Here is a 24,436-nt window from a genome sequence, read left to right as displayed (position 1 = left end):
CTTATTGTGTTAACTGGAGCACCTTGCAATCCTGGTACTCCGGATCTATTTCGATGAAAACGGTATCAATGTTTTTGCGGAACCAATCTTCAACGGCTTTTCCCTTCTTCTGGTTTAACGCAGCAGTAGCTATTTTCTGGTAATCATCCTGAAGGTTAGCCATGTGAGGCTTAGATTTTGACTTCAGGTAAATAATGCGAACGGCTTCCTGGCCATCTTCCGTACGGAAAGCAATCGGTTTGGATATCTCCCCAATCTGCATGGTGTCAATCACAAAGAAGATAGACGGGTCTACCTGGTCCATCGGGATGTACATGCTACCTGTAGAGCGGTGTGTAATAGAGCCGCCATTGTCTTTCGTGGCTTTATCATCCGAGAAATCCTTAGCTGCCTTTGCAAAAGTGATGCTGTCAGCCTGAATCAAAGTACGTACACTATCTAACTCAGACGCTGCGGAAGCAACATCTACTGTTGCAGTTTCAGGCTTTATCAGGATGTGGCGTGAGTTAAATTCCTGGCCTTTACGCTCGATTAACTGTATTAAGTGAAATCCGAACTGCGACTCAATCACATTCGACATTTGACCTGGCTCTAAGCGCATTGCGGCAGCTTCGTACTCTGGCACCAGTTCTTTTCTCTTAAAAAAGCCAAGTTCACCACCTGCTGCTGCAGAACCCGGATCCTGAGAATATTGCTTTGCAAGTGTTGCAAAGTCCTCGCCTGCTGCTATGCGGGCACGTATTGCCTCCAGTTTCTTTCTTGCCTCCAGTTTCTGCTGCTTGCTTACCTGCGCATACTTCACAATTTGGGCAAGCTCTACCTCACTAGAGAAGTAGGGTAGGCTGTCGGTTGGGATGGCGTTAAAGTAACGTTTGATTTCTTTAGGAGTAACTTTGATTTTACCAGAGATTTCCTGCTGCATTTTCTCGGCTATCATCTGTTCCTTCACAGTAGAGCGAAGTTCGTCTTTAAGCTGCTTGATACTTTTGTTGTAGTATTGCTCCAGGCGCTCAACACCACCCACCTGAGCGGTAAGGTACTCTATACGGCGGTTAAGCTGGTCTGTAACCATACCTTCATCAACTACAACAGAGTCAATCTCGGCCCGGGCTAGCAAAAGTTTTTCCTGTACCATAGAGCGCAAAATGTCGCACTTAAGTTCTTCGTTAGGCTGCTGCTTAGACTGCGCCAGGTACTGCAGGTAACTGAACTCCAGGTCAGAGCGAAGTATAATGTGGTTATCTATTTTGGCAATAATGCCGTCTACTTTACGCTGCACGGGTGCCTGTGCCACAACGGAAAGTGAGGAAATGATAAAGCAAATTGCGACAAAGGCCAGTTTGCCAAAGTTGATTGTCTTTCTCAAGGTTATAATACTTATAATAATCACGCTGCTAAAACAACGTGCAAGATACTGCTTTATTCTGAGTTTCGGGATTTTGCTTTTCAGTCGCGAGAAATTATGCGTGGCGGCAACTTTATTTCCGAACAAGTTTCTCTACCTCAGTTTCGTTCACGTTTACCGGGTACTTCTGGCGCAACTGGCTAACCCATTGCTGCTCCAGGTGGTTCTGGTAATCTGAAATGACTAAGCCGCGTGTCTCGTTTAGCTGTTTGTAAGCCGGCTCCAGCACTTCGCTGATGATCACTAAATACTCACGCCCATTTTGCTGTAAAGTATGCGTGCCCTTCTCCCAGTTTACCGCGTCCACTACTTTGTTTTCGCCTTTCTGGAATTTCTTCTCCGTTATCTGCACATCAAGCGGGTTGTTTGCGTTCAGGTTATCGGCAAGTGCACTTACATCAGAAGAGTAAAGTATAAAAGATGCACGGCGGTTACGGCGGCGGCCTGTTTCGGTGTTATCAGGGCCGGCCTGCTTTGTTTTACCTAAGGCACTTGCTTTGATCTGATTTGCAGGCACACCCTCTTCAGTAAGGTATTTTACAATGCGCTGCGTTCTTAAGTCAGAGATGTTCTCTTTAGCTGTTGCCTCACGTGCATCAGCATGGCCGTTCACATCCAGCGATAATGCTGGGTTGTCCTTCAGCAGCTGAGCAAATTCATTTAATTTTAGGGTGGCATCTTTTGTTAAGTCTGCCTTGTTTTGCTCAAACAGCACATCTGGCAAGTTAGCCGATTTAACAGGATAACGACGCGTGGCCAGCTGCTGCTGTGCTTTGCTAAGAAGCTCTTTGTTTGCTGCGCTGATAACTGTAGCCTGTACACGCGGCCCCCATTTATACTTCTCTTTGTTCTGCTCGAAGTATGCTTTCAGGCCAACAGAGTCTTCCACTGCTTTAGACCATACTTTTTCATCCATCAACTGGAAAAGCAGGATACCATCGTGGTACTCTTTTACCAGCATTCTATAGTCCGTATACTTGTTTTCCAGGTTTGCTTTTTCGTACTCTACCAGGCTTTTGTCAACATAGGCATCGTACAGCGTGCTCATGGCGTAAGCTGGCGTGCCGGTTGCACGTGGGCGTTGCTGCTCCTTCACAAAAGTATAAAAGCTGTTTACCGTATAAGGTTTGCCCTGTATAGTGAACAGCGTTTGGTTCAGGCCCTTGTCGTTAGCATCAAAGCTCCATTTGCCTTGCAGCAGGTCAGCGTTGGCCTTGCTAAGCGCAGCTGTTTTGGCAGTAGCATCTTCAGTAAAGTTGTTTTCTGCTTTTATGCGCTTCAAAAATGCTGTCCTGTTTAGTTCTGAGCGGGAGTCCTTTGCTATTTTGTTGCGCAGGTTCTGCTCCATATCCTCGAAAGGTGGCAGGCCACGCTTATCAATAAGTTTAATTATGTGCCAGCCATAAGGTGTTGCAAGAGGCTTTGCTATTTCTCCCTCTTTTGTAAGAGCAAAGGCTGCATCCTCAAAGTTCGGAATCATTCGGCCTGTGCCAAACCAAGGCAGTTCACCACCGTTTTGCGCGGAGTTAGCATCCTCAGAAAATTCTGTGGCCAGCTTATCCCAGTTTTCGTTTCGCTGCAACCGCTTGTAAATAGCGTCTATCCTCTGTTTGGCTGCCAGTGAGTCTGCTTTAGGCATTCCCGGAGTAGAGCGTACCATAATATGGGCCACTTTAACCTCGCCGCGTGCCTGGCGCTTGCTGTGCACTTTTATTAAGTGGTAACCAAAGCGGGTACGCACAGGCATCGAGATCTGCCCTTCAGGTGTTTTATAGGCGGCATCCTCAAAAGGATACACCATTTGCATTGACGTGAAATAACCTAGGTTGCCTTTGTTTTCGGCAGCCGATGGGTCCTGAGAAAAAGATTGTGCCAGTTTGCCAAAGTCTTCGCCGTTAAGGGCGCGCTGTCGTAGTTCAATGGCCTTGTTATAGGCAGCTAGTGTGTCTTCTGGCGCAGCTTCCGGCTGCAGCGTCAGCAATATATGCGATGCGTTTATTTCCTGGCTCAAGCGGTCATACGCTTGCTTTACCAGTTGGTCGGTAACACTCTTTTCAGAGAGGTATGGCTGGGCCAGTTGTTCTTTGTAACCTTCCAGTTCACGCTTAAAGGCGGTAGTAGTATCCAAGCCTCGGCTCTCAGCTTCCTTTACCTTCAGCTTAAAATTTGTGTACAGGTTAAGGTAATCGGTAACACTCTCACGTGTATAAGCATCTTCGTTGCCAGCGTTGTTTTTCTCATAAACATACTGGAACTCTGAGGTAGAGATAGGCTCTGTGCCTAGTGTAGCGATTGAGGGTTCTTTAGAATCGTTCTTCTTGGTTGCAGTGCATCCGGCCATTAAAACGGCGGCTGCAACAAGTAGGTAGTTGCTGCGCATAAGTTGATTGAATACAAACTATTAGTATAGCTGATCTGACTCAGACCATGCAATTTTAATTAAATTTTCTGACAGATTTGGCAAAAAGTATAACTATAATCCAATTGCATGCGGTTTTGTTCCGGATAACGACTAATGCGCAGTAAAAGTGTGCCAGGGCGGCCTATTTAATTTTTTTGTAGAGCACGCAAACGTTCTGTGTGTCGTTTGTCTCAAACTCTACTTTATCCATGATGCGGTTGACAAGGGCGATGCCCACGCCTCCCTTTTTACCCATCCGGATGTTTTCTTCAATGTTAGGTTCCTTGTACTTAGACCGCTGAAAGGCTAAACCATTGTCCGATATTTCGAATACAAGCATCTCCTTTTGCTTTTTGATGGCAAGGTGAATGAACTTGTCTGGATTTTCGTGGTTGGCGTGGATGATGAGGTTAGCGCATATCTCATCCACGGCTAACACGATCTGATTTGTCATGATATCCGACAACGCATAGGTTTGCAGATACTCCACGACAAAGTCACGTATTAACTTCAGGTTCTTTTTAGTACAATTTACCCGAATCGAGTTATTCATTTGAAACAGTTCTTGCTTCTTCGTAATCAGACACGATGGTCATGAGCAGATCCAGACCGAGTATCTCAAATACGTTGCGCACTTTATCCTGCATGTTGTAAAAAATAAGCTTAATCTGTGCGTCTTCGAAGCGCTGCAGGTGAGAAATAAACACACCAAGGCCGGCAGAGGAGATGTAGTTCAGGTTCTCGCAATCCACCAGTATTTTCGTGTATTCCATGATTTTAGGATCCGACAACTCTTCGTCCAGTATAACTGAAGAGCTTGCATCCAGTTCACCATCCAGGGTCATAACGATGGTGTTGTCTTTGATTTCTTGTGTAATTTTCATCGGCTTATGTACGGCTGCGTTATTCGTTAGGTTGAGTCGGTTTAAATTTAATAACAAGCAATGTCTGGTCATCATAAAGATTGCCTGGGCCTGTAAAATCCTCCAGGTCGTTTATGATGGCGCATTTGATATCCTCGGCCTCCAGGTGGTAGGTTTGGGTAAGCATGTATTTCAGGCGGTCTTCGCCGTATTCGTCGTTGTCGGGGCTTCGTGCTTCCACAATGCCATCGGTATAAATCACCATCACATCGTTCGGGTTGTAATCGTAGTACATCTCGCGCACGTGGTTGTTGTAACTCTTGTCCCGGATAATGCCCAGGCCCAGGCCGTCTGTCTGGAAGTAGAATACGTCTTCCATCATCGAGTTATAGTATAGCGTATGGCAGTGGCCCGCACGGGCAAACATAAAGCCTTTCATTCTATAATCGATGATATATAATGCTGATGTGATGAACGAGGTTTTCTCAAGGCAGCGGCTCAGAGCGCTGTTGGCCTGTTTCATAAACTCGCTTGGCGGCATATCCTGCTGCATCAGCCCATGAAAAATGCCTTTCATCTGGGCCATATGGAACGCTGCCGAGATACCTTTGCCCGACACGTCGCCGATAATAATGGCAATACGAGACTCGCTTAGCTGCAGGAAATCGTAAAAGTCGCCTCCTACTTCTTTGGCCGCCACAGCATGCGTTGCTATTTCAAACCAGCTGTCGGTAGGAAATGTTTTTGGGATAAGGCTTTCCTGCACCTGGGTGGCAATTTTAAGCTCTTCCTTATAACGTTCGTTCTGCAGCGATTCGGTAACTAAACGTAAGTTCTCGATGGTAAGTATAGTCTGGCTTGTAAAAGTACGCAGCACATTCGTCGTCTCGCGGTCAAAGCCTTGCTCTATATCCTTCAGCAAGTATAAAACGCCTGATAAATGCTTTTTGGATTTTATCGGTAGTATGATCAGCGACTTCCAGGGCAGCGTAAGGTCGCGGAATCCGGGGTTGCGGTCCAGGTTGTTGTTGATGTAGTCGATGTTTTGGATATTGTAAGCCAGTAGTAGGTGCCGGATGCGGGTGATCTGCTCTGCGTTTATACTTAGCAGGTGTGTAACCTGCGGCTCGCTGTTGCGGATCAGTTCAAACCAGGCTGCGCTTGCATCTGATGCCTTGATAGTGCTTTCAAAAAGCATATCGTACACCTGCGCCTCGCTTTGCCCTTGCTGTATAGATTGGCTAAGGCGCTGAAAGTTTAGCAGGTCTTCGCTTTTTTGCTCGAATACGCTGGAGGTAGGCAAGCTGAACAGCGACACCAGGAAAGCAGCCAGCGTGTAAAGCCCAACAAATAGCATGGCCAGCAACAGGAAACCTACATCGGTGTAATCAATTACCAGATCCGGGCTATCGGCAAACTGCCTGAAGAAGTTGATGAAAATGTAGCAGCTTAGCAGTATAGCCCCCAGCAGCACCAGCGACCTGCTTTTGTTGTTAAACGTGAGGTAAGCTACCCATTTTAAGTTGGTGCACAGGAAAAGTATATAGAAACTCAGCAGCGCCAGCAGGGGTAAAAAGATATAGCTGGTGTAGTTAAAGTTTAACAGCGTGAGCAGCAATGTACCAAAAATCAGCAGCTCAAACCAGTCCCAGGCAATCTGCAGAAACTTGTTTTTATGGTAGAGCAGCAGCTGGCGCCATATGTAAAAACTCTTTGCCAGGAAAACCACGAGCAATCCGAAGTTAATCTGGTAAACAAAGTGCAGCAGCGACGGTGAGTCGATGTTGGTGTAGTTGATGGTAAGCCTATACCCCAGAAATAAAGCCAAACTTGCATAAGCAGCCACACCTGCTTTAGAGAACAAGGTCCAGAGGTAAGTGATAAAGTCAATGCCCTTCAGGTTCTCAGAGCTAATGCGCTGGTACAAGAAAACAGAGACTATAAAAATAACTATAAGAAAGTTATTGATATAGGGAATGGAAATTTTAACGGCACCGGGTTGATTTATGGCCTCCGCCGAAATGAGAATGTTAAGCAACAGCAGCGCCCAGCTAACAATAGCTGTGGTTAGTAATAAAGATTTTGCGTTTGTCTTGTATAACATAAAACGGAAAACCGAGCCCGATTTTTAAGGCGTTGCTAATTAGCTGTTTTGATTAGAATAATAGTGAAAGGTAATAAAATTTTCTGCTAATGCGCCGTGGCCTGTATGCAAAAACATATAGCATAACGTAAATATAATGGATTTGGTTAAATATATGTATTTGTCCGTCAGGCTCCGTTTGTGGCAGTACCAGTTCTCAATAAATGCTAAGTAATTGTCAGGAAGGCAGTACTCTGCCTATATGCCGTATAATTGCGGCAAACGGAGTTGACGCTATGGCATTACACCTTCTGATTATGAAATTGCCTTAAGCGCGTTTAGTGAGAGGTAAGCTCATACTTGAAAAGAACTGCAGCAGCCAATGTAAAGTGTGTAGGTGAGTTAAATGCAAAAGCACCGCTGCATCATACTTCTGGTGCAGCGGTGCTTTTATACTTAATGCTATGTAACTATCTGCTGTAGTTAGGGGCTTCGCGCATAATCTGCACATCGTGCGGATGGCTTTCGCGAAGGCCGGCACCGGTAATTTTAACCATTTTGGCACCCTGCAGGTGCTGTATACTTGGTGTGCCGCAGTAGCCCATGCCCGCTCTTATGCCACCAACCAACTGGTAAATCACCTCGTTTACAAAACCTTTATAAGCTACCCGGCCAACAATGCCTTCCGGTACGAGTTTCTTGGAGTCTTTCTCGTTACCCTGGAAGTAGCGGTCTTTCGAGCCTTCTTCCATGGCCTCAACAGAACCCATGCCTCGGTACGTTTTATACTTACGGCCTTCATAAATCAGCATTTCGCCTGGGGCCTCTTCGGTACCGGCAAGCAACGATCCTATCATTACGGTGCTAGCACCACCAGCAAGGGCCTTTACGATATCTCCAGAAAACTTAATGCCACCATCTGCCACAATTGGTACGCCAGTTCCTTTTAAGCCTCTTGCTGCCTCCATTACAGCAGATAGCTGCGGAACGCCTATACCGGCAATTACACGGGTAGTGCATATACTTCCTGGGCCTACACCTACTTTTACGGCATCTGCACCTGCATCAGCCAAGGCTTTTGCTCCTTCGGCAGTAGCAATGTTACCGGCAATAAGATCAACATCCGGGAAAAGGTCTTTTATTCTGCGTACTGCCTCCAGCACCCCTTTCGAGTGGCCGTGGGCAGTATCAACGCTGATCACATCTACACCGGCATCCACTAACGCTTTAACACGGTCCAGAACATCAGGCGTTACACCTACGGCTGCACCTACTCTCAGGCGGCCAAACTCGTCTTTGCAAGCGTATGGGCGGTCTTTCTTTTTTAGAATGTCTTTGTAAGTGATAAGTCCGGCAAGTTTTCCTTCATCATCTACTACTGGCAGTTTTTCGATCTTAAACTCCTGCAAAATGTCTTCTGCTTTAGATAAGTCGGTTCCTTTCTTAGCCGTTATCAGGTTATCGCTGGTCATAACAAGCGATACTTTTAAGGTAAGGTCTTTTTGGAAGCGAAGGTCGCGGTTGGTTATAATGCCGGTAAGCAGGCCATTATCGTTTATGATGGGAATACCACCAATCTTGTTTTCCGTCATAATCTGCACCGCATCGCCTAATGTAGCATTCTCATTCAGGGTGATCGGGTCCAGGATCATGCCGCTTTCCGAACGTTTTACTTTTCGAACCTGCGCCGCCTGCTTCTTGATCGACATGTTTTTATGTATGATGCCAATACCACCTTCCTGTGCCATAGCAATAGCCAAATCAGCTTCGGTTACGGTGTCCATGGCAGCCGATAAAAGCGGAATGTTTATGCGTATGTTGCGCGTAAGCTGGGTAGAAGTGTCGGTTTGGTGTGGGAGTACCTCGGAGTAAGCCGGGAGTAGAAGCACGTCATCGTACGTGAGCGCCTCAAATAAAATGCTTGACTGTTCAGAGAGCATGGCAAATAAATTAGGGGTCCTTATTTGCCGCGTAAAACTACGAAAATTAGTTGGCAATATAACGCAAATGTGCCGGAAAACTTTTCTTAATCAGAGTTTAAACCTGATGTATGCGTTAGTAAACTGCCATACTTGGGTCTACTTGTGTGGCCCAGGCATGTATGCCTCCCTTCAGGTTAAGCAGGTTTTCGTAGCCCAGGCGCTGCGTTAGGTAATTAATGGCCTGGGCGCTTCTAAAGCCGTGGTGGCAGATAACCACCACCGGAATATCGCGCCGGATGCGGCTGGCTTGCTTTGTTAACTCTCCCAAGGGGATAAGCTCACCGCCCAGGTTGCATATCTCAAACTCAGACGGCTCGCGCACATCTACCAATTGTATTTTATTATTGCGGGCAAGCCGTTCTTTAAGTTCTGTTGCTGTAATTTCTTCCATACTTGTAAGTTGCCAGCAGTTAAGCTGTTTTGGCAGAGTTAAATTGATTTACAAACTTAGCACCGAATTCTATTTATCTTTATAAAGCAGCACCTGGTTTTACGCAATGGAGACAACAACTATCACCCAAACCATACTAGAGGCCATCCAGGCTATGAGTCTTATAGAGCTTGCCGGTGCCATAACGGGTGTGGCCGGCGTATGGCTTGCGGCCCGCCAAAGCGTTTTAACCTGGCCGGTAAGCCTTGTAAGCGTGGCCATGTACGTTATTGTATTTTACGATGCAAGGTTATATGCCGATATGGGGCTGAATGCCTTTTATGTGGTTACCAGCTTATATGGGTGGTATATCTGGTTGTATGGCGGTAAAGGACACACCGAACGCAAGGTAGGCCATGTCGGGAAAGTAGAGATGATGGTACTGCTTTTGCTTGGTGCTGCATTTACGCTAGGGCTTGGCTACTTCCTGGAGAATTACACAGATGCAGACTTGTCTTACACCGACTCGGCTACAACAGCGGTAAGTTTAATTGGCTATTGGATGATGGCTAAAAAGCAGATAGAAAACTGGATTGTTTGGTTAGTGGTAGATGTGGTGTATATAGGCGTTTATACTTATAAGGAGTTGTATATTACCAGCGTGCTATACTTTATCTTCTTGATTCTTTGTGTAATTGGCTGGATAGACTGGAAAAAATCTTTAGTAGAAGCCAAAAGAGAAGAGTTGGCCGCTAATTAAATGTTTTTGTACTATTTATACTGCTCATAAGTATAATCTACCGGTAGGTGCACTACGTACATATAAGTGATTTTAATGAACACCCTACGTTCGAGGGATGTATGTGTAACGATTAAATGTGAAAGGACATGAAGCAAAAGAAGTTACTATTACCCGAAGAATTAAAGTACGTTAATCGTCTGAAGTGGGGCTATGAGTCGCCTGACGAAAGTCCGAAAAAGATGCTGTTTAAGCAGCACGGCGATACTGTAGAAACAGAGCTGGAAGTATATAATTTTTACGACTACAGCTTTTCAGAAAATTAGAACTTTGGAGTTTAATCCCCTTGCTTATTTAACCTGATAATTAAGGGCCTTGCCATCTGATTTTACCTCTTTACTTTAATTTGATAGTTGCATTATCCTGATTCTAGTCGCTTTCGTTATTAATAACAGGCAACTATTGTCAGGATATTTGTTTGTAGGCAACCGATTAACATTGGTTTATGATGTAATAGTGCTCTGGGCGGCAAATGCCATTATTGCCACTGCAAAAAAGAAATAAGCAGTAAGGAGGCTGTTTAAAAGGTGGGTTACTCAAGTTTTGGGTAACCCACTATTTTTATGTGGTAAAAGCTATTGCTATAAATTAAGTAGGTGCACGTTTTATCGACTTATAGCTTAATTGTGGCTTAATTTTTCAGACCTTTGCCTTATGCTTAAAGTTTCTATCACAGGACCTGAGTCTACGGGCAAGTCTACGTTGTCGGAGCAGTTGGCGCGGCATTACGATACAGTCTGGGTGCCCGAGTATGCGCGCAGCTATGTGGGCAACCTGAGCAGGGCATATACTTTGCAGGACATCGAGAAAATAGCGCATGGGCAATGGGAGCTAGAGCAGGAGGCCATGAGGCAAGCAAAAACCATACTTTTTGCTGATACCGACATGCTGGTGCTCAAGATCTGGAGCGAACATGCTTTTGGCCAATGCCCCGATTGGATAACGCAAAAACTAAAGCAGCAAGACTACAACCTTTGCCTGCTGATGGGCGTTGATTTGCCGTGGGAGCCAGATCCGCAGCGTGAGCATCCGCACATGCGCCAGTTCTTTTACGACTGGTACAAGCGTGAGCTGGAAACGTTGCAGGTGCCTTTTATTCAAGTTAAAGGGCAGCAGCAGGAGCGTTTCGAAATGGCACGCCAGCACGTAGATAATCTGCTCCAGAAACATCAATACAGAAACTAACCATGTTATACTTCCTAGAGAACGATCACTTTAAAGTTGGCATCGAAAGCCTGGGTGCCGAACTGCAGCACTTCATAAAAAAAGACGAAAACCTGGAGTTTATCTGGACGGCAGATCCCGCGATTTGGGCCAGCCATGCGCCTAACCTTTTCCCGATTGTGGGGGAGTTACCAAACCAGCAGTATACTTACGAAGGCGAAACATACAACATGGCAAGGCACGGTTTTGCCCGCAAAAAAGAGTTTAAGCTGGTAGAGGAGCACCACAGCAAACTGGTATTTGAGCTGGAGTATGATGAGGAGACGCTGGCGCAGTACCCTTTCGAGTTCAGGTTGCTGATAGCGTACAAACTTGAAGAAAACAAGCTGGAAGTAACCTACCAAATATTGAACGAAGATATAAAAGCAATGTGGTTTTCGGTGGGCGGCCACCCCGGATTTAACGTGCCCCTGTACCCTGACGAAAAGTACACAGATTACTACCTGGAGTTTGAGGAGGAGGAAAGCCTGCGGCGCTACCTGATAGACGAAAACGGACTACAGACCGGCGATACAGAATTAATGTTAGAAAACAGCCGCATACTACCACTTACCCACGATTATTTTGAGAAAGATGCCATTGTTTTAAAAGACCTGAACTCTGAAAAGCTGGTATTGGCCAGCAAAAACGGGGCCCGTAAAATTGAGTTTAGCTTCGAAGGATTTCCATACTTAGGCCTTTGGGCAAAGCCGGGGCCATCGCCTTATCTGTGCATTGAGCCTTGGTGTGGCATCGCCAGCAGCAACCACGACAGCGGCGAACTGCAAGACAAGGAAGGTATAAACGAGTTGCGCCCCAAGCATGTATTCGAACGAACGTATAGTATAACAATCTGGTAAAACAAAGTATAAAAAAGAAGCCCTGGTTATTTAGTTAACTAGGGCTTTTAATTTTTCAGTCAATGCAAAGACGGTTCCGGGAACTTCGGTACTTTGATGTTCCTGAAATCATACCTTGGTTCAAAATCATTTATCGGCAACGAAATGCCGGGTGGGAGGTCCAAGTCTGGTAAATCGTCTCCTAGCGGCTCACCTCCATCATCATCACTATCAGTTGATGGCGGGTGATTAAATTTTTTGCGTGGAGCAAAAGCATAATATGCCAGTATGGTAAGGAGCGCCATTGTATACAAAATGCTGATCATCATCACAGTTCTACTTAATTATTAAAATTTCAGCTGGCTTCTACTACACTATACGATTATAAAGGGCATGTAGAGGAATGTGTGCCATGTATAGATTTCAACGTACTTTCTGCTTCTGTGGTTTTTTCATTTAATGAAAAATAACACGCTACTAACCAGCTTGTAGTACACGTTTGCCCATATGCGAAAAGTTATTTTTTGAATAAACCGGAAAGCCTTATACCTTTGCCTCTGTTAGGGGTGCCTTAAAATAACGGGCTGAGATCATACCCATTGAACCTGATGCGGGTAATGCCGTCGAAGGGAATACAAAACGGTAACAATTGAATAGTATAGCTGCTATTCCCCCCTGGCATAAATTTTTATGTCAAACTTTTTATCAAACCATTTTAATGAAAAAGCTATTATTTGCGATGGCGGCAATCGTATTGCCATTGCAGTTGCTTGCACAGTTTAACCTGAGCGGGCACGTAACCGATGCTGCCTCCGGAGGCGCATTGGCAGGAGCAAACATTATTATTGAAGGCGCTGGCACAGGCGCAGCAACAGACCAGCAAGGCGCATTTTCGTTTACCAATTTACCAGCCGGAAACTATACGTTAAGTATAAGCTACCTTGGTTACGAAGCTAAAAAGCTGGCCCTAAACCTGCAGCAAGACCAGGTAGTGCAGGTTCGTCTTCGGCAACAGGCGTTGAAAACAGATGAAGTAATGGTGCATGCCACCCGCGCCGACCAAACCACCGGCACCACCTTTACCAACGTTACGCAACAAGAGCTGGCAGAGCGCAATTTCGGTCAGGACTTGCCATACTTGCTCGAGCAGGTGCCATCGGTAGTGGTAAACTCCGACGCCGGCGCAGGTGTAGGGTATACAGGCATTCGCATCCGAGGGTCTGATATTACGCGCATCAACGTAACGGTAAACGGCATTCCGGTAAACGATGCTGAGAGCCACGGTGCGTTTTTCGTGAATATGCCTGACTTTGCCTCGTCGGTGCAGGATATACAGGTGCAGCGCGGCGTGGGTACCTCTACAAACGGGGCAGGGGCCTTTGGTGCAAGTATAAACATCCAAACGCAGCAGGTGCGCCGCCAGGCTTATGCTGAAACCGATAACAGCTACGGCTCCTTTAATACCTGGAAGAACAATGTGCGCTTTGGTACCGGGCTGATCAACGGGAAATTTGCTTTTGACGGACGATTGTCGCGTATTAAATCCGATGGCTACATAGACCGCGCTTCTTCCGATTTGAAGTCTTTATACTTCTCGGGCGGCTACTACGGCGATAAGACATCGGTTAAGTTTGTCACCTTCTCGGGTCAGGAAAAAACGTACCAAGCCTGGTATGGTACACCAGAGGCGCTTGTCTACGGCAACGCCCAGGACCTGCAGGACTACATAGACCGTAACTGGATAGAAGGGGAGGATAAAGAAAACCTGCTAAACGCCGGCCGCAAGTATAATTATTATACTTACGACAACGAAACCGATAACTACCAGCAAGACCATTACCAACTACACCTGTCGCATGATTTTATGCCGGGTTTAACTCTGTCTGGAGCGCTGCACTATACTTTGGGGCAGGGTTATTACGAGCAGTATAAAGCAGATGATGACTTTGCGGATTATGGTTTGCCTAACGTTGAGATTGGCGGTGAAACTATTGAAAGCTCTGATATTATCCGCCGCCGCTGGCTCGACAATGATTTTTTCGGGGTTACTTATGCGCTGCAGTATAACCCGAACGCACGCCTGAATGCTACGCTGGGCGGCGCCTGGAACAAGTATGACGGCGACCATTTCGGGGAAGTAATCTGGGCGCGTTATGCCTCCACATCAAATCTCGGCGACAGATACTACGACAATAACGCTAAGAAGCGCGATTTCAACATTTTTGCGAAAGCATCTTATGGCCTTACAGATAAGCTGAACTTGTTTGGTGATCTGCAAGTGCGTACCATTAACTACGCATTTATGGGCTTTGATAACGACCTGGAAAGTATAGAACAGGACGTGGATTATACTTTTGTGAACCCAAAGGCAGGCATTACTTACAACCTGCAACCTACACACCAACTATATGCCTCTTATGCGGTAGGTAACCGGGAGCCAGTCCGCGACGATTTTACCGAATCTACACCTAATAGTCGCCCCAAACATGAAACGCTTTATAATGTAGAGGCTGGCTACCGAGGGCAAATCAGTTTAACTGAACTAGCAGGTAAAACGCTGTCTGCCGACGTAGAAGCCAACTATTTTTACATGGACTACAAAAACCAATTAGTGGTAACGGGGCAGATAAACGATGTAGGAGCCTACACCCGCACAAATATCGACAACAGCTACCGACAGGGTATAGAGTTGGCCGGAGCTTTGCGATTAGGTTCTACAGCCAAACTAAGCTCGAACTTAGCGTACAGTCAAAATAAAATAAAAGGCTTTAACGAGTTTATTGATGATTACGATAACGGCGACCAGGCTGTAAATAAGTACAACGAGAGTACTATTGCTTTCTCACCTGCTTTTGTATCTGCAAGTCAGCTGGAGGTGGAGGTGCTAAAAGGCCTGCGCGCAGCTTTTATCTACAAAACAGTTAGCAAGCAGTACCTGGATAACACCGAGAACGAAAGCCGTATTATCCGTCCTTACCAGGTGGGTGACCTGCGCTTACGCTACAACCTGGGCTTTAAAAATGTTTTGAAAGAGCTTGAGCTCGGACTACTGGTAAACAATGTGTTTGGTGAGAAGTATGCCGCAAATGGCTATACTTTTAGCTACATTTCAGGTGGCTCTCAGGTAACCGAGAATTTTTACTACCCGCAGGCTACCCGCAACTTCCTGCTGTCTGTTGGCCTTAAGTTTTAAAGTATAAATTATACTTTGTGTAAGGGAGCCCTGCCAGCTGGTAGGGCTTCTTTGTTTACTTCAGATTCTTCAGGAATCCTGCTAACAGAATGATCCCTTTGATCAACGGGCAATAATCTTGCTCTCAAAACATGGTGGTTATACTTAAAATTTTAACTTTGCGTATTACCCTTCTCATTAACCCTTAAAACAAAACTATGGCTTACGAACCATCAGGTGCGCCTGATTACTTCAATATCGACGACCTGCTAACAGAAGAGCATAAACTTATACGGCAGACAATGCGCGACTTTGTAAAGCGCGAAATTTCCCCGAATATCGAGAAATGGGCTCAGGATGCACATTTTCCATCCGAAATTGTGAAGAAGTTTGGGGATGTAGGTGCCTTCGGACCAACTATACCTACCGAGTACGGCGGTGGCGGCCTGGATTACATCAGCTACGGCATTATTATGCAGGAGATAGAGCGAGGAGATTCTGGCATGCGTTCCACAGCTTCGGTGCAGGGCTCGTTGGTAATGTACCCTATTTACAAGTATGGCTCGGAGGAGCAACGCAATAAGTACCTGCCAAAATTAGGTAGCGGCGAGTGGCTGGGTTGTTTCGGCCTGACTGAGCCAGACCATGGTTCTAACCCGGGTGGTATGATGACCAACATAAAAGACATGGGCGACCATTACCTGCTCAACGGTTCTAAAATGTGGATATCGAACTCTCCGGAGTGCCAGGTAGCTGTAGTATGGGCCAAGAATGAAGAAGGCCGCATAAAAGGCTTGATCGTGGAGCGTGGCATGGAAGGTTTCTCTACACCAGAGATCCACAACAAATGGAGCTTACGCGCTAGCTGCACCGGCGAGTTAGTGTTTGATAACGTGAAAGTGCCAAAAGAGAACCTGCTGCCAAACGTTGATGGCTTGCGCGGTCCGCTGGGCTGCCTTGATTCTGCGCGTTACGGTATTTCGTGGGGGGCCATTGGTGCTGCCATCGATTGCTACGAGTCGGCCTTGAAGTATAGCAAAGAGCGTATACAGTTCGATAAACCAATCGGCGCTTTCCAGCTAACACAGAAAAAGCTGGCAGAAATGCTGACCGAAATAACCAAAGCACAGTTGATGGTATGGCGTTTAGGTACGCTGATGAATGAAGGCAAAGCCACTACCCAGCAAATTTCGATGGCCAAGCGCAACAGCGTGGATATGGCGCTACACATTGCCCGCGAAGCACGCCAGATACACGGCGGTATGGGCATTACAGGCGAGTACCCGATCATGCGCCACATGATGAACCTGGAATCAGTAATAACTTACGAAGGAACCCACGATATTCACCTGTTGATTACAGGCGCGGATATTACAGGCATTCAGGCTTTTAAATAAAGTATAATAAAGTATAAAGTATAAAAGGCAGCTGCGAAAGTGGCTGCCTTTTTTGTGTGACTCTTTTTTTGATTAAAATTTTTAGCTTATCCTGTAATAAAAGTGGGTGCTTTTACTCTAAGTATAAACTGGATCCGGAACCAGCTTTAATTGTTCACGCCACAGATTTTTATTTTATGCCAGTAAACTACAAAGCTGAGCCTCAGGCAGAGCATAATAATATGTACACCTTCTCTCATCAAGCATTAAAGTATAAAACCAATGTCTGATAAGGAGAAACTGTTTGAGCAAATCGTGCAGGATAACCAGGACCGGCTGTACCGTATCTGCCGCGCCTGTGTACCCTCTCATGATGACGCTAACGACCTTTACCAGGAGGTGTTGGTAAAAGTATGGTTGAACCTGCATACTTTCCGGGGCGATGCCAAGCTTAGCACCTGGCTTTACCGCATCACCCTGAATACGGCTATACTTCACCAGAAGCATCAGGGTAAACACACAGAGCTGCTGCCTCAGCACATTTCGGCACTCGCCGATACAGCTACCGAAACCGCCCATAAACAGCAGCAGGAAGTTTTGCTGCAGAAACTACACTACTGCATCAGCTGCCTCGAGAAACAGGAACGGCTTATCATTTCGTTGGTGCTGGAAGAGGTGTCTTATAAGGAAATTGCAGAGGTGCTTGGGCTCACAACAAACCATGTAGGCGTAAAGATAAACCGCATTAAACAGAAGCTGGCCCTGCTAATGGAGAAGCCCATCGGTGCTGAACTAGAACTTAACAAAACTGATTTAAGATGAACTTAGAAGATTTTCAAAAAAGCTGGCAAACCCAGCAGGCTCCTGAGCAGCCCAATAAGCCAACTGCTCTGGAAACTATCGCAAAAGTTAAGGCACTACAGCAGAAAGTAGTTCACACCAATGCCATCATGACCGTTGTACTTTGCGCTACTGTAGCTGCTTTTGTTTTTATACTTCGCCCTTTCCTCAATCCTAATACCATTTGGTATGATGTCGGAGTTGGTATTGTTTTCGTGACTGTGCTTTTGGTGACCATTATGCAATGGTTTAAAACCGCATCCTGGAAAAACCGTCAGCTAGACTTAAGCAGTAGAGAGTATGTTACTAGGGCGATAAACAAGTATACCTTTTTAAACACCACTAACCTGAAAACTACCCCTGTGTTGATGGCTTTTATACTGATAGGCATCAACTTAATTTATGTAGATATTTTTTGGAACGGGAGCTTTAAACTGCGGTTGGTAATGCATATTTTACTTAATGCTGTTATGATAACCATAGGAGTAGTATCCTTTTATTACAGTAAACGGCATAATGAAAATACATATAAACCTGTTATAAGAGAGTTGGAAGAACTGCAGCAAGAGTTGGAAGAGGTTTAAAAATTATTTCGAATTACTCCTCTTCCCTAAACTCCTCCCTGCTTTTGCCGCCGGAGTTATACTTCATCATGCCTTTCCAGAGCCTGTCAAACTCGTGGCTGTAATCCTGCACAATACTAAGGTTATCGGTTACTAATACGTTTTCGTGATTGTGCATGGCGGCGCTGCGGGTCCAGTTGTAGCTGCCGGTAAGCACGCGCGTTTCATCGAAAACGGCAAACTTGTGGTGCATGTGGCTGCGTGTTTTATCTATGCGCACTTCAAGGCCCTTTGCCGCCAGTTCTCTTATATCAGAGCCCGCATCGTGCAGTTTTTTGTTATCCGTGATGATTTTGATGTGCAACCCCCGCCTGTGCGCCCTAACAATAGCATCAGAAATACGGTCATCGCTTATCGTGAACACGCATATCTTTATTGTTTGTTCAGCATCATCAATAGCTGTGATGATGGCTTCGAGGCAATCGTCGCCGGGACTAAAGAAGGCGTGGCTGGTTATTTTTTGCTGCATGCGCTATAAATTAGGCTGCTGAAAGGTACGTTTACAACTTTAGTTTTGGTAAGAATCTGTAAAAATGCTAATGGTATTAGAATTATGCGCGAATACTATAAAATAATTAGCAAAATTACGTAAATTCGTAGCAATAAATGGAGCGAAAGCAAGACCCGAACTGTTACCTTTAGGTAGAGCAAAAGCTGATTTAAAAGTAGAGAATAGAAGAATGAGAGAAGATTATCTCACCGGCGACAAAGAACACATGACGCCGACCGAACGTGATGTAGATAAGGCCCTCCGTCCGCTTAGTTTTGCTGATTTTACCGGGCAGGCAAAGGTGGTGGAGAACCTGAAAATATTTGTACAGGCGGCACGCAGACGTGGCGAAGCCCTGGACCACGTGCTGTTGCATGGGCCTCCGGGCTTGGGTAAAACAACACTTTCCCACATTATCGCCTCAGAATTAGATTCTGGTATAAAAATGACATCGGGGCCGGTATTGGATAAGCCAAGCGATTTAGCTGGTCTGCTTACGAACCTCGATCCGAACGATGTACTCTTTATTGACGAGATACACCGCCTGAACCCGATCGTGGAAGAGTATTTATACTCTGCGATGGAAGATTACAAGATCGATATCATGCTCGATTCAGGGCCGAATGCACGCTCTGTGCAAATCAGTCTGAACCCGTTTACGCTGATCGGTGCTACTACCCGTTCCGGATTGCTTACGGCACCGTTACGTGCCCGTTTCAGTATAAACAGCCGCCTAGAATATTACGATGCTGAGTTGCTCACCTCTATTGTGAAGCGTTCATCGGCATTGCTTGGCGCACCTATACACGAAGATGCCGCCTATGAGATTGCCCGCCGCAGCCGTGGCACACCGCGTATTGCCAACAACCTGCTGCGCCGTACCCGCGATTTTGCACAGGTAAAAAGCAATGGTACCATTGATGTGGAGATAGCCAGGTTTGCCCTGGGTGCACTTGATGTGGACCATAACGGTTTGGACGACATGGATAAACGCATTCTTTCGTGCATCATCGATAAGTATAAAGGCGGCCCGGTAGGTATCTCTACCATAGCAACTGCCTGTGGCGAAGAAGCCGAGACTATTGAGGAAGTTTACGAGCCGTTCCTGATACAGGAAGGTTATATAAAGCGTACCGCACGTGGCCGTGAGGCAACAGAGGCTGCTTACAAGCATTTAGGTAAGGTGCCACCGCAACAGGTGGTAAACACAGGCTTATTTAATCAACCTGAATAAAAATAAACTGTTTGTGATATAATAAAAAAGCAGGCCCCAGGCCTGCTTTTTTATTTGCGCAGAACTTTACGCCAAAGTATAACCTACTCTGTTTTCTTTATCTCAGCAATCAACTCAACCTCAAGTACCGACTGTTCTTCGAATAACCTTGAAATTTGAAGCCAGGTGGCAGCAGGGGAGTGGGTGCCATAGTACTTTTTGCGGATAGCCATACTTTTCTTGCTGGCTTCCATATCCAGGGTGTATAAATTCTCCTTTATAACGTGCGTAAAATCGAGGTTATACTTCTTCAGCGTCAGCTCCAACGTTTTATACACACGCTCCATGGCTTCATCCATAGTGCCACCTCCTACAGTACCTGAAATAAACAGCAAGTTGCCGCTGCGGTAGGCTTGTGCGTAGTTGTAGTCTTTTTCGCTGGGGTGCAGGTGGAAAACTTTGCCATTATTTTCCATCACGCCTTGTGCCTTAGACTGTTGAGCGAATCCAGTATACAAAACAAGCAGGATCAGAAATACATTTTTCATAGTTTTTGCAGATTAAAATTTATCTGAGAAAGATAGCGAATATGGTTATACTAAGTATAAGTTTTGACATATTTTAATCGCTTAGCTAACCTGTAACTATACTTCTAAACGGATTTATTTTGACGTACTTTTGTTAGGCAAAGTATAGCCGCCAAAGTATAAGAAAGGGCACATCATAAATTTTGAGCAGAGAGAAATATACATATCAGGTAAAGCAGAAGGCACAGGAACTGGGGTTTATGTACTGTGGCATTTCCAAAGCTGATTTTCTGGAAGAGGAGGCGCCACGCCTGGAGCGTTGGCTTAACCAAAACATGCACGGGCAAATGCATTACATGGAAAACCACTTTGATAAGCGCCTGGACCCGCGCCTGCTCGTTGATGGTGCTAAGACTGTAGTGTCGCTGCTGCTAAACTATTACCCCCAAAAAGAGGAGCAGCAACAAAGCGATGATACCTACAAAATATCGAAGTATGCTTACGGCACCGACTATCACTTTGTAATAAAAGACAAGCTAAAAGAACTGCTGAATTTTATAAACGAAGAGATAGGAGAGGTTGGTGGCCGCTGTTTTGTAGACTCAGCGCCTGTGCTGGATAAAGCCTGGGCAAAGAAAAGCGGCCTGGGCTGGGTTGGCAAAAACTCAAACCTGATCACGCCGCAGGTTGGTAGCTTCTATTTTATCGCTGAGCTGATCATAGACCTGGAACTGGAGCCCGACGGGCCAATTAAAGATTACTGCGGTTCTTGCACCCGCTGCCTCGATGCCTGCCCCACAAATGCCATTGTAGCGCCTTATGTGGTAGATGGCAGTAAGTGCATATCCTACTTTACGATAGAGCTAAAAGACCAACTGCCACAGGAAATGCAGGGCAAGTTTGGCAATTGGGTGTTTGGCTGCGACATTTGCCAGGATGTTTGCCCCTGGAACCGTTTCAGTAAACCGCATAGCGAACCTGCCTTTCACCCGCACCCTTCTTTAAAGGACTTGAACAAAAGTGACTGGGAAGACCTCTCACAGGAAGTCTTCTCGCAGTTATTTAAGAAATCAGCGGTTAAACGAACAGGCTACAAGGGGCTGCTGCGCAACATTCAGTTTGTGCAGGATAACGCCCCTGAAGAAAACTAATTGGCCTATACCTGTGCTTTGGCAAATACCCGGTTTAATATAAATAAGTATTTGCTTGAGAATTGGTCGTAGCACCAATTTTTTAGTTGTTGTAGCTCTTCTCTGAGTAAAACTTTAAAAGCTTTTCTAAGCTCTTTTTCAAACAGCATTTTGTCGAAGCTGACCTTCAGCAAAATGGTTTTAATGTATTCTAACATTTCGGTAGGCGAATGATTTTTATTCTGCTTCTAATTACGTCGCAGGCTAAAAAGGTTGCTTTTTACGTACTAATTTTAGTGTAAATGTATCATAAATTATCAACATAATATAATACAGCAATGATATTAAAGTACTTACAGCTTAGCCCGCTGCTTTGCTTCTGCTCAAATTGCTGTACAGGTGCTCCACAAATACAACCTGCAGCCGTTAGCCACGTGTATTAATTAAACGAAAAAACTTCCGAATCTATATAAGCATAGTTTAATATTCGTGCCTTTTTTAGAATAGAGGTTGTAAACTTTACTGCTGGAGTAAGTGCCGGATTTTAACTAAATTTGCTATTGTACATTCTTAATTTACCTCGATTCGGCTGTTAATATGCGCCTCCTCATACTTACTTTATTCTGGGTTTTAGCGCTAACAGCGTCTGGTATGGCGCAGCAGGTAAGTATCGAGCTGGGTAAAAGTCCTGTGCCTATCAACCAGTATTACACCGTTTCTGTTAAACTGCAGGGCGATCAGCTAAAAGAATACACACCTTTCCCGGAGATAGAAGGGTTTAAGAAAAGTACCCGGTATTCCTCAGAAAAAACGGTGACAGTAGGGGGCGTTACCAACATCATCCGGACATATACCCAGAATTACGCTCCTCTGGAAGAAGGTGATTTTGTGCTGAAGCCTTTTACCATGAAAGTGAATGGCGTAACGGTGCAGTCGCAGGGTATGGCCATTAAGGTAGTGCCTATGCAAGCCAATACACAGCAAGGCCCTAACCTTCCTGATCTGATTACTAAGCAGGACGAGCAGGTGCCTGCAAGCGAGGAGATAGAGTTTGTGGATAAAGATGACAACGCCTTTCTGACGTTGTACACCACCAAAGATAAAGTATATGTAGGAGAAGGCGTAGGAGTAACTTTATACTTTTACCTGGCCGAAGAAGACCAACGCCTGTTAGATTTTCATGACTTTGCAAACCAGATAACAGGAATCATACGCCAGATAAAGCAGCCTAACGTGTGGGAGGAGATGTTTGAGTTTTCCGAGATCACCCCCGAAAATGTAACTGTGAAAGGCGAACCATACTTACGGTTCAGGTTATATGAGGCGGTGCTTTACCCCATTAACCTGCAAGCGCTAACGTTTCCGCAACTGCAGCTTAAAATGATAAAGTACAAGGTGGCTAAAACCCCCAACCTGCTTACCGAGGACCGGCAGGAAGGCTTCAAGATATTTTACAGCCGTGAGCGCCGGGTGGAGGTAATAGAACTGCCCCCGCACCCTTTGCGCAATGTGGTGTCTGTGGGTAATTATACTTTGCAGGAAAGCATTTCAAGAAAGCAGGTGGCGGTAAATAAAAGCTTTACGTACGTTTTCGAGGTGGCTGGCGAGGGCAATTTAGATGCTGTAATGCCGCCTGCCCCGATTGTTCCGGCAGGGTTGGAGTATTATCCGCCGGATGTACGGCAGGATGTGGTGCGGCGTAGTGGCAGAATATCTGGCTCCAAAAGTTTTTCCTACGCGATTTTGCCGCGCGAGCCCGGCACTTATAATCTCAACAACACACTAGAGTGGATTTATTTTAACCCAACCACGGCAGCTTACGACACCTTGCGCCCAACGCTGCAGGTGCGGGTTACCGGTGCCCGCGACAGCGACGCCCTGGTGCTGTCGCGAGATTTGGGCTCTTTCTACAACATCATTGACAACGAAGACAACACTTTAAGGAGTCTGCACTTCTTTGATGAGATAAAGCGTAATACAAACCTTATACTTGTCGTGCTGTTACTGGTATCGGCATTTGTGTTTCTAAAAAACAAAGCATGAGCAATTCATACGGTAAGCTTTTCAGGATAACTACTTTTGGCGAGTCACATGGCCCTGCTGTTGGCGTAATTGTAGATGGCTGCCCAGCCGGGTTAGACATAAGCCATGAAGAGATCCAACATGCGCTTGACCGCCGCCGCCCCGGCCAGTCCGACATCACCACACCACGAAATGAAGATGACAAGGTAACGATACTTTCCGGCGTTTTTGAGGGGAAAACAACAGGCACGCCTATTGCCTTAGCTGTAAACAACAGAGATCAGCACAGCCACGATTACAGCCACATTCAGCATGCTTTCAGGCCGTCTCACGCGGATTATACTTATACGGCAAAGTATGGCACCCGCGATTACCGTGGCGGCGGCCGTAGCTCTGCCCGCGAAACTGTAGCACGCGTGGCAGCCGGTGCGTTAGCCATCAAACTGCTGCAAAAGTATGGCATCAGCGTAAATGCCTACGTATCGCAGGTGGGTAAGGTAAAGCTGCGCAAGCACTACACTAAACTGGACCTAAGTAAGATAGATGCAAATAAAGTGCGTTGCCCTGATGGAAAAACAGCTGCCCGTATGATTGGGGTAGTAGAGGAAGCCCGCGATAACCTGGATACGATTGGAGGGGTGGTAAGCTGCGTTATACAAGGTGTGCCAGCCGGACTAGGCGAGCCGGTATTTGATAAGCTGCACGCAGAGTTAGGTAAAGCCATGCTAAGTATAAATGCTGTGAAAGGCTTTGAGTATGGCAGCGGTTTTGAAGGCGTAAGTATGCGCGGCTCTGAGCACAATGACCAGTTCTATACCGATGAAGCAGGTAATGTTCGCACACGCACCAACAACTCCGGCGGCATACAAGGTGGCATCAGCAACGGGCAGGACATTTACTTTAATGTAGCCTTTAAACCGGTAGCCACTATACTGCAGCCGCAGCAAACTATAAACGATGCCGGCGAAGATATCACCCTAAAAGGCAAAGGCCGCCATGACCCTTGTGTGTTGCCGCGCGCCGTACCAATTGTAGATGCTATGGCTGCCCTGGTTATTGCTGATTTTATAATGCGGCAACAGGCAAACAAAGTATAAT

At 45.9% G+C, this 24,436-nt stretch carries 23 protein-coding genes and 1 riboswitch; of the genes, 12 read left to right on the top strand and 11 right to left on the bottom strand.

The window, feature by feature from the left end:
* Position 1: 1 nt before the first annotated feature.
* The 7 genes from Q1A23_RS17035 to Q1A23_RS17005 all read right to left on the bottom strand — a co-directional run bounded on the left by Q1A23_RS17035 (position 2) and on the right by Q1A23_RS17005 (position 9,125).
* On the bottom strand, positions 2 to 1,366 hold the full coding sequence (locus Q1A23_RS17035) for a peptidylprolyl isomerase (protein ID WP_299825567.1): 1,365 nt from the start codon (positions 1,364 to 1,366) through the stop codon (positions 2 to 4).
* A 112-nt stretch (positions 1,367 to 1,478) separates the two neighbouring features.
* Positions 1,479 to 3,785 (bottom strand): peptidylprolyl isomerase, encoded by a 2,307-nt coding sequence (locus Q1A23_RS17030; protein ID WP_299825564.1) that lies wholly within the window; start codon positions 3,783 to 3,785, stop codon positions 1,479 to 1,481.
* A gap of 163 nt (positions 3,786 to 3,948) precedes the next feature.
* Positions 3,949 to 4,359: an ATP-binding protein gene (locus Q1A23_RS17025; protein ID WP_299825561.1), complete on the bottom strand. Its 411-nt coding sequence runs from the start codon at positions 4,357 to 4,359 to the stop codon at positions 3,949 to 3,951.
* Entirely contained in the window at positions 4,352 to 4,690 is a 339-nt protein-coding gene (locus Q1A23_RS17020; protein ID WP_299825557.1) for an STAS domain-containing protein, read from the bottom strand. Before Q1A23_RS17020 ends, Q1A23_RS17025 begins: the two co-directional genes overlap by 8 nt.
* A 19-nt stretch (positions 4,691 to 4,709) precedes the next feature.
* Positions 4,710 to 6,773: a GAF domain-containing SpoIIE family protein phosphatase gene (locus tag Q1A23_RS17015; protein WP_299825554.1), complete on the bottom strand. Its 2,064-nt coding sequence runs from the start codon at positions 6,771 to 6,773 to the stop codon at positions 4,710 to 4,712.
* A gap of 449 nt (positions 6,774 to 7,222) precedes the next feature.
* Positions 7,223 to 8,692 (bottom strand): IMP dehydrogenase, encoded by a 1,470-nt coding sequence (gene guaB / locus Q1A23_RS17010; RefSeq protein ID WP_299825552.1) that lies wholly within the window; start codon positions 8,690 to 8,692, stop codon positions 7,223 to 7,225.
* Between the two features lie 115 nt (positions 8,693 to 8,807).
* Positions 8,808 to 9,125 carry a rhodanese-like domain-containing protein gene (locus Q1A23_RS17005; RefSeq protein WP_299825549.1) on the bottom strand — a complete coding sequence of 106 codons (318 nt, stop codon included), beginning with the start codon at positions 9,123 to 9,125 and terminating at the stop codon, positions 8,808 to 8,810.
* Positions 9,126 to 9,231: 106 nt separating this feature from the next.
* Between Q1A23_RS17005 and pnuC the strand changes: the two genes are divergently transcribed.
* From pnuC to Q1A23_RS16985, 4 genes are all read left to right on the top strand, one after another.
* Positions 9,232 to 9,864 (top strand): nicotinamide riboside transporter PnuC, encoded by a 633-nt coding sequence (gene pnuC / locus Q1A23_RS17000; RefSeq protein ID WP_299825547.1) that lies wholly within the window; start codon positions 9,232 to 9,234, stop codon positions 9,862 to 9,864.
* A gap of 128 nt (positions 9,865 to 9,992) precedes the next feature.
* Entirely contained in the window at positions 9,993 to 10,169 is a 177-nt protein-coding gene (locus tag Q1A23_RS16995) for a hypothetical protein (protein ID WP_299825544.1), read from the top strand.
* Between the two features lie 388 nt (positions 10,170 to 10,557).
* Positions 10,558 to 11,088, top strand: a complete 531-nt coding sequence (locus tag Q1A23_RS16990; protein WP_299825541.1) for an ATP-binding protein — start codon at positions 10,558 to 10,560, stop codon at positions 11,086 to 11,088.
* Positions 11,089 to 11,090: 2 nt separating this feature from the next.
* On the top strand, positions 11,091 to 11,966 hold the full coding sequence (locus tag Q1A23_RS16985; RefSeq protein WP_299825539.1) for an aldose 1-epimerase family protein: 876 nt from the start codon (positions 11,091 to 11,093) through the stop codon (positions 11,964 to 11,966).
* Between the two features lie 59 nt (positions 11,967 to 12,025).
* Here Q1A23_RS16985 and Q1A23_RS16980 read toward each other — a convergent pair whose 3' ends face one another.
* Complete coding sequence (locus Q1A23_RS16980; RefSeq protein WP_299825536.1) at positions 12,026 to 12,274, bottom strand: hypothetical protein; 249 nt, start codon at positions 12,272 to 12,274, stop codon at positions 12,026 to 12,028.
* Between the two features lie 223 nt (positions 12,275 to 12,497).
* Positions 12,498 to 12,595, top strand: a riboswitch (TPP riboswitch).
* Between the two features lie 68 nt (positions 12,596 to 12,663).
* Here Q1A23_RS16980 and Q1A23_RS16975 point away from each other — a divergent pair.
* The 4 genes from Q1A23_RS16975 (at position 12,664) to Q1A23_RS16960 (ending at position 17,917) form a co-directional block, all read left to right on the top strand.
* Entirely contained in the window at positions 12,664 to 15,138 is a 2,475-nt protein-coding gene (locus tag Q1A23_RS16975; protein ID WP_299825533.1) for a TonB-dependent receptor, read from the top strand.
* 197 nt (positions 15,139 to 15,335) lie between these two features.
* The gene (locus Q1A23_RS16970) at positions 15,336 to 16,514 is read left to right on the top strand and encodes an acyl-CoA dehydrogenase family protein (protein ID WP_299825530.1); all 1,179 of its coding nucleotides are present in this window, start codon (positions 15,336 to 15,338) and stop codon (positions 16,512 to 16,514) included.
* A 261-nt stretch (positions 16,515 to 16,775) separates the two neighbouring features.
* Entirely contained in the window at positions 16,776 to 17,315 is a 540-nt protein-coding gene (locus tag Q1A23_RS16965) for a sigma-70 family RNA polymerase sigma factor (protein ID WP_299825528.1), read from the top strand.
* Complete coding sequence (locus tag Q1A23_RS16960; protein WP_299825525.1) at positions 17,312 to 17,917, top strand: hypothetical protein; 606 nt, start codon at positions 17,312 to 17,314, stop codon at positions 17,915 to 17,917. The genes Q1A23_RS16965 and Q1A23_RS16960 overlap by 4 nt, the downstream gene beginning before the upstream one ends.
* A gap of 13 nt (positions 17,918 to 17,930) precedes the next feature.
* Here Q1A23_RS16960 and Q1A23_RS16955 read toward each other — a convergent pair whose 3' ends face one another.
* Positions 17,931 to 18,425 (bottom strand): phospholipase D-like domain-containing protein, encoded by a 495-nt coding sequence (locus Q1A23_RS16955; protein WP_299825522.1) that lies wholly within the window; start codon positions 18,423 to 18,425, stop codon positions 17,931 to 17,933.
* Positions 18,426 to 18,636: 211 nt separating this feature from the next.
* On the opposite strand from Q1A23_RS16955, the gene ruvB reads away from it, so the two are divergent.
* Positions 18,637 to 19,680, top strand: a complete 1,044-nt coding sequence (ruvB, locus tag Q1A23_RS16950; protein ID WP_299825519.1) for a Holliday junction branch migration DNA helicase RuvB — start codon at positions 18,637 to 18,639, stop codon at positions 19,678 to 19,680.
* An 83-nt stretch (positions 19,681 to 19,763) separates the two neighbouring features.
* Here the strand turns inward: ruvB and Q1A23_RS16945 are convergent, their stop codons facing one another.
* Positions 19,764 to 20,207, bottom strand: coding sequence for a RidA family protein (locus tag Q1A23_RS16945; RefSeq protein WP_299825516.1), 444 nt, complete (start codon positions 20,205 to 20,207; stop codon positions 19,764 to 19,766).
* Positions 20,208 to 20,389: 182 nt separating this feature from the next.
* Between Q1A23_RS16945 and queG the strand changes: the two genes are divergently transcribed.
* The gene (gene queG, locus Q1A23_RS16940) at positions 20,390 to 21,337 is read left to right on the top strand and encodes a tRNA epoxyqueuosine(34) reductase QueG (protein ID WP_299825514.1); all 948 of its coding nucleotides are present in this window, start codon (positions 20,390 to 20,392) and stop codon (positions 21,335 to 21,337) included.
* A 5-nt stretch (positions 21,338 to 21,342) separates the two neighbouring features.
* Here the strand turns inward: queG and Q1A23_RS16935 are convergent, their stop codons facing one another.
* Complete coding sequence (locus Q1A23_RS16935) at positions 21,343 to 21,534, bottom strand: hypothetical protein (RefSeq protein WP_299825512.1); 192 nt, start codon at positions 21,532 to 21,534, stop codon at positions 21,343 to 21,345.
* Between the two features lie 379 nt (positions 21,535 to 21,913).
* Between Q1A23_RS16935 and Q1A23_RS16930 the strand changes: the two genes are divergently transcribed.
* Together Q1A23_RS16930 and aroC are read left to right on the top strand one after the other, a co-directional pair.
* Positions 21,914 to 23,359, top strand: coding sequence for a BatD family protein (locus tag Q1A23_RS16930; RefSeq protein ID WP_299825510.1), 1,446 nt, complete (start codon positions 21,914 to 21,916; stop codon positions 23,357 to 23,359).
* Positions 23,356 to 24,435 (top strand): chorismate synthase, encoded by a 1,080-nt coding sequence (gene aroC / locus Q1A23_RS16925; RefSeq protein ID WP_299825508.1) that lies wholly within the window; start codon positions 23,356 to 23,358, stop codon positions 24,433 to 24,435. The genes Q1A23_RS16930 and aroC overlap by 4 nt, the downstream gene beginning before the upstream one ends.
* Position 24,436: the final 1 nt, after the last annotated feature.

The sequence above is a fragment of the uncultured Pontibacter sp. genome, from assembly GCF_947492645.1.
Taxonomy (GTDB): Bacteria; Bacteroidota; Bacteroidia; order Cytophagales; family Hymenobacteraceae; genus Pontibacter.
The sequence above is the reverse complement of the archived record's forward strand: the minus strand, read 5'-3'. Positions and strand labels throughout refer to the sequence as shown.

What these genes read in the sequence shown, in the direction of transcription:
- Q1A23_RS17030 (WP_299825564.1), bottom strand. Translation starts at nt 3,785, where the DNA reads ATGCGCAGCAACTACCTACTTGTTGCAGCCGCCGTTTTAATGGCCGGA.
- Q1A23_RS17025 (WP_299825561.1), bottom strand. Translation starts at nt 4,359, where the DNA reads ATGAATAACTCGATTCGGGTAAATTGTACTAAAAAGAACCTGAAGTTA.
- Q1A23_RS17020 (WP_299825557.1), bottom strand. Translation starts at nt 4,690, where the DNA reads ATGAAAATTACACAAGAAATCAAAGACAACACCATCGTTATGACCCTG.
- Q1A23_RS17015 (WP_299825554.1), bottom strand. Translation starts at nt 6,773, where the DNA reads ATGTTATACAAGACAAACGCAAAATCTTTATTACTAACCACAGCTATT.
- guaB (WP_299825552.1), bottom strand. Translation starts at nt 8,692, where the DNA reads ATGCTCTCTGAACAGTCAAGCATTTTATTTGAGGCGCTCACGTACGAT.
- Q1A23_RS17005 (WP_299825549.1), bottom strand. Translation starts at nt 9,125, where the DNA reads ATGGAAGAAATTACAGCAACAGAACTTAAAGAACGGCTTGCCCGCAAT.
- pnuC (WP_299825547.1), top strand. Translation starts at nt 9,232, where the DNA reads ATGGAGACAACAACTATCACCCAAACCATACTAGAGGCCATCCAGGCT.
- Q1A23_RS16995 (WP_299825544.1), top strand. Translation starts at nt 9,993, where the DNA reads ATGAAGCAAAAGAAGTTACTATTACCCGAAGAATTAAAGTACGTTAAT.
- Q1A23_RS16990 (WP_299825541.1), top strand. Translation starts at nt 10,558, where the DNA reads ATGCTTAAAGTTTCTATCACAGGACCTGAGTCTACGGGCAAGTCTACG.
- Q1A23_RS16985 (WP_299825539.1), top strand. Translation starts at nt 11,091, where the DNA reads ATGTTATACTTCCTAGAGAACGATCACTTTAAAGTTGGCATCGAAAGC.
- Q1A23_RS16980 (WP_299825536.1), bottom strand. Translation starts at nt 12,274, where the DNA reads ATGATGATCAGCATTTTGTATACAATGGCGCTCCTTACCATACTGGCA.
- Q1A23_RS16975 (WP_299825533.1), top strand. Translation starts at nt 12,664, where the DNA reads ATGAAAAAGCTATTATTTGCGATGGCGGCAATCGTATTGCCATTGCAG.
- Q1A23_RS16970 (WP_299825530.1), top strand. Translation starts at nt 15,336, where the DNA reads ATGGCTTACGAACCATCAGGTGCGCCTGATTACTTCAATATCGACGAC.
- Q1A23_RS16965 (WP_299825528.1), top strand. Translation starts at nt 16,776, where the DNA reads ATGTCTGATAAGGAGAAACTGTTTGAGCAAATCGTGCAGGATAACCAG.
- Q1A23_RS16960 (WP_299825525.1), top strand. Translation starts at nt 17,312, where the DNA reads ATGAACTTAGAAGATTTTCAAAAAAGCTGGCAAACCCAGCAGGCTCCT.
- Q1A23_RS16955 (WP_299825522.1), bottom strand. Translation starts at nt 18,425, where the DNA reads ATGCAGCAAAAAATAACCAGCCACGCCTTCTTTAGTCCCGGCGACGAT.
- ruvB (WP_299825519.1), top strand. Translation starts at nt 18,637, where the DNA reads ATGAGAGAAGATTATCTCACCGGCGACAAAGAACACATGACGCCGACC.
- Q1A23_RS16945 (WP_299825516.1), bottom strand. Translation starts at nt 20,207, where the DNA reads ATGAAAAATGTATTTCTGATCCTGCTTGTTTTGTATACTGGATTCGCT.
- Q1A23_RS16935 (WP_299825512.1), bottom strand. Translation starts at nt 21,534, where the DNA reads ATGTTAGAATACATTAAAACCATTTTGCTGAAGGTCAGCTTCGACAAA.
- Q1A23_RS16930 (WP_299825510.1), top strand. Translation starts at nt 21,914, where the DNA reads ATGCGCCTCCTCATACTTACTTTATTCTGGGTTTTAGCGCTAACAGCG.
- aroC (WP_299825508.1), top strand. Translation starts at nt 23,356, where the DNA reads ATGAGCAATTCATACGGTAAGCTTTTCAGGATAACTACTTTTGGCGAG.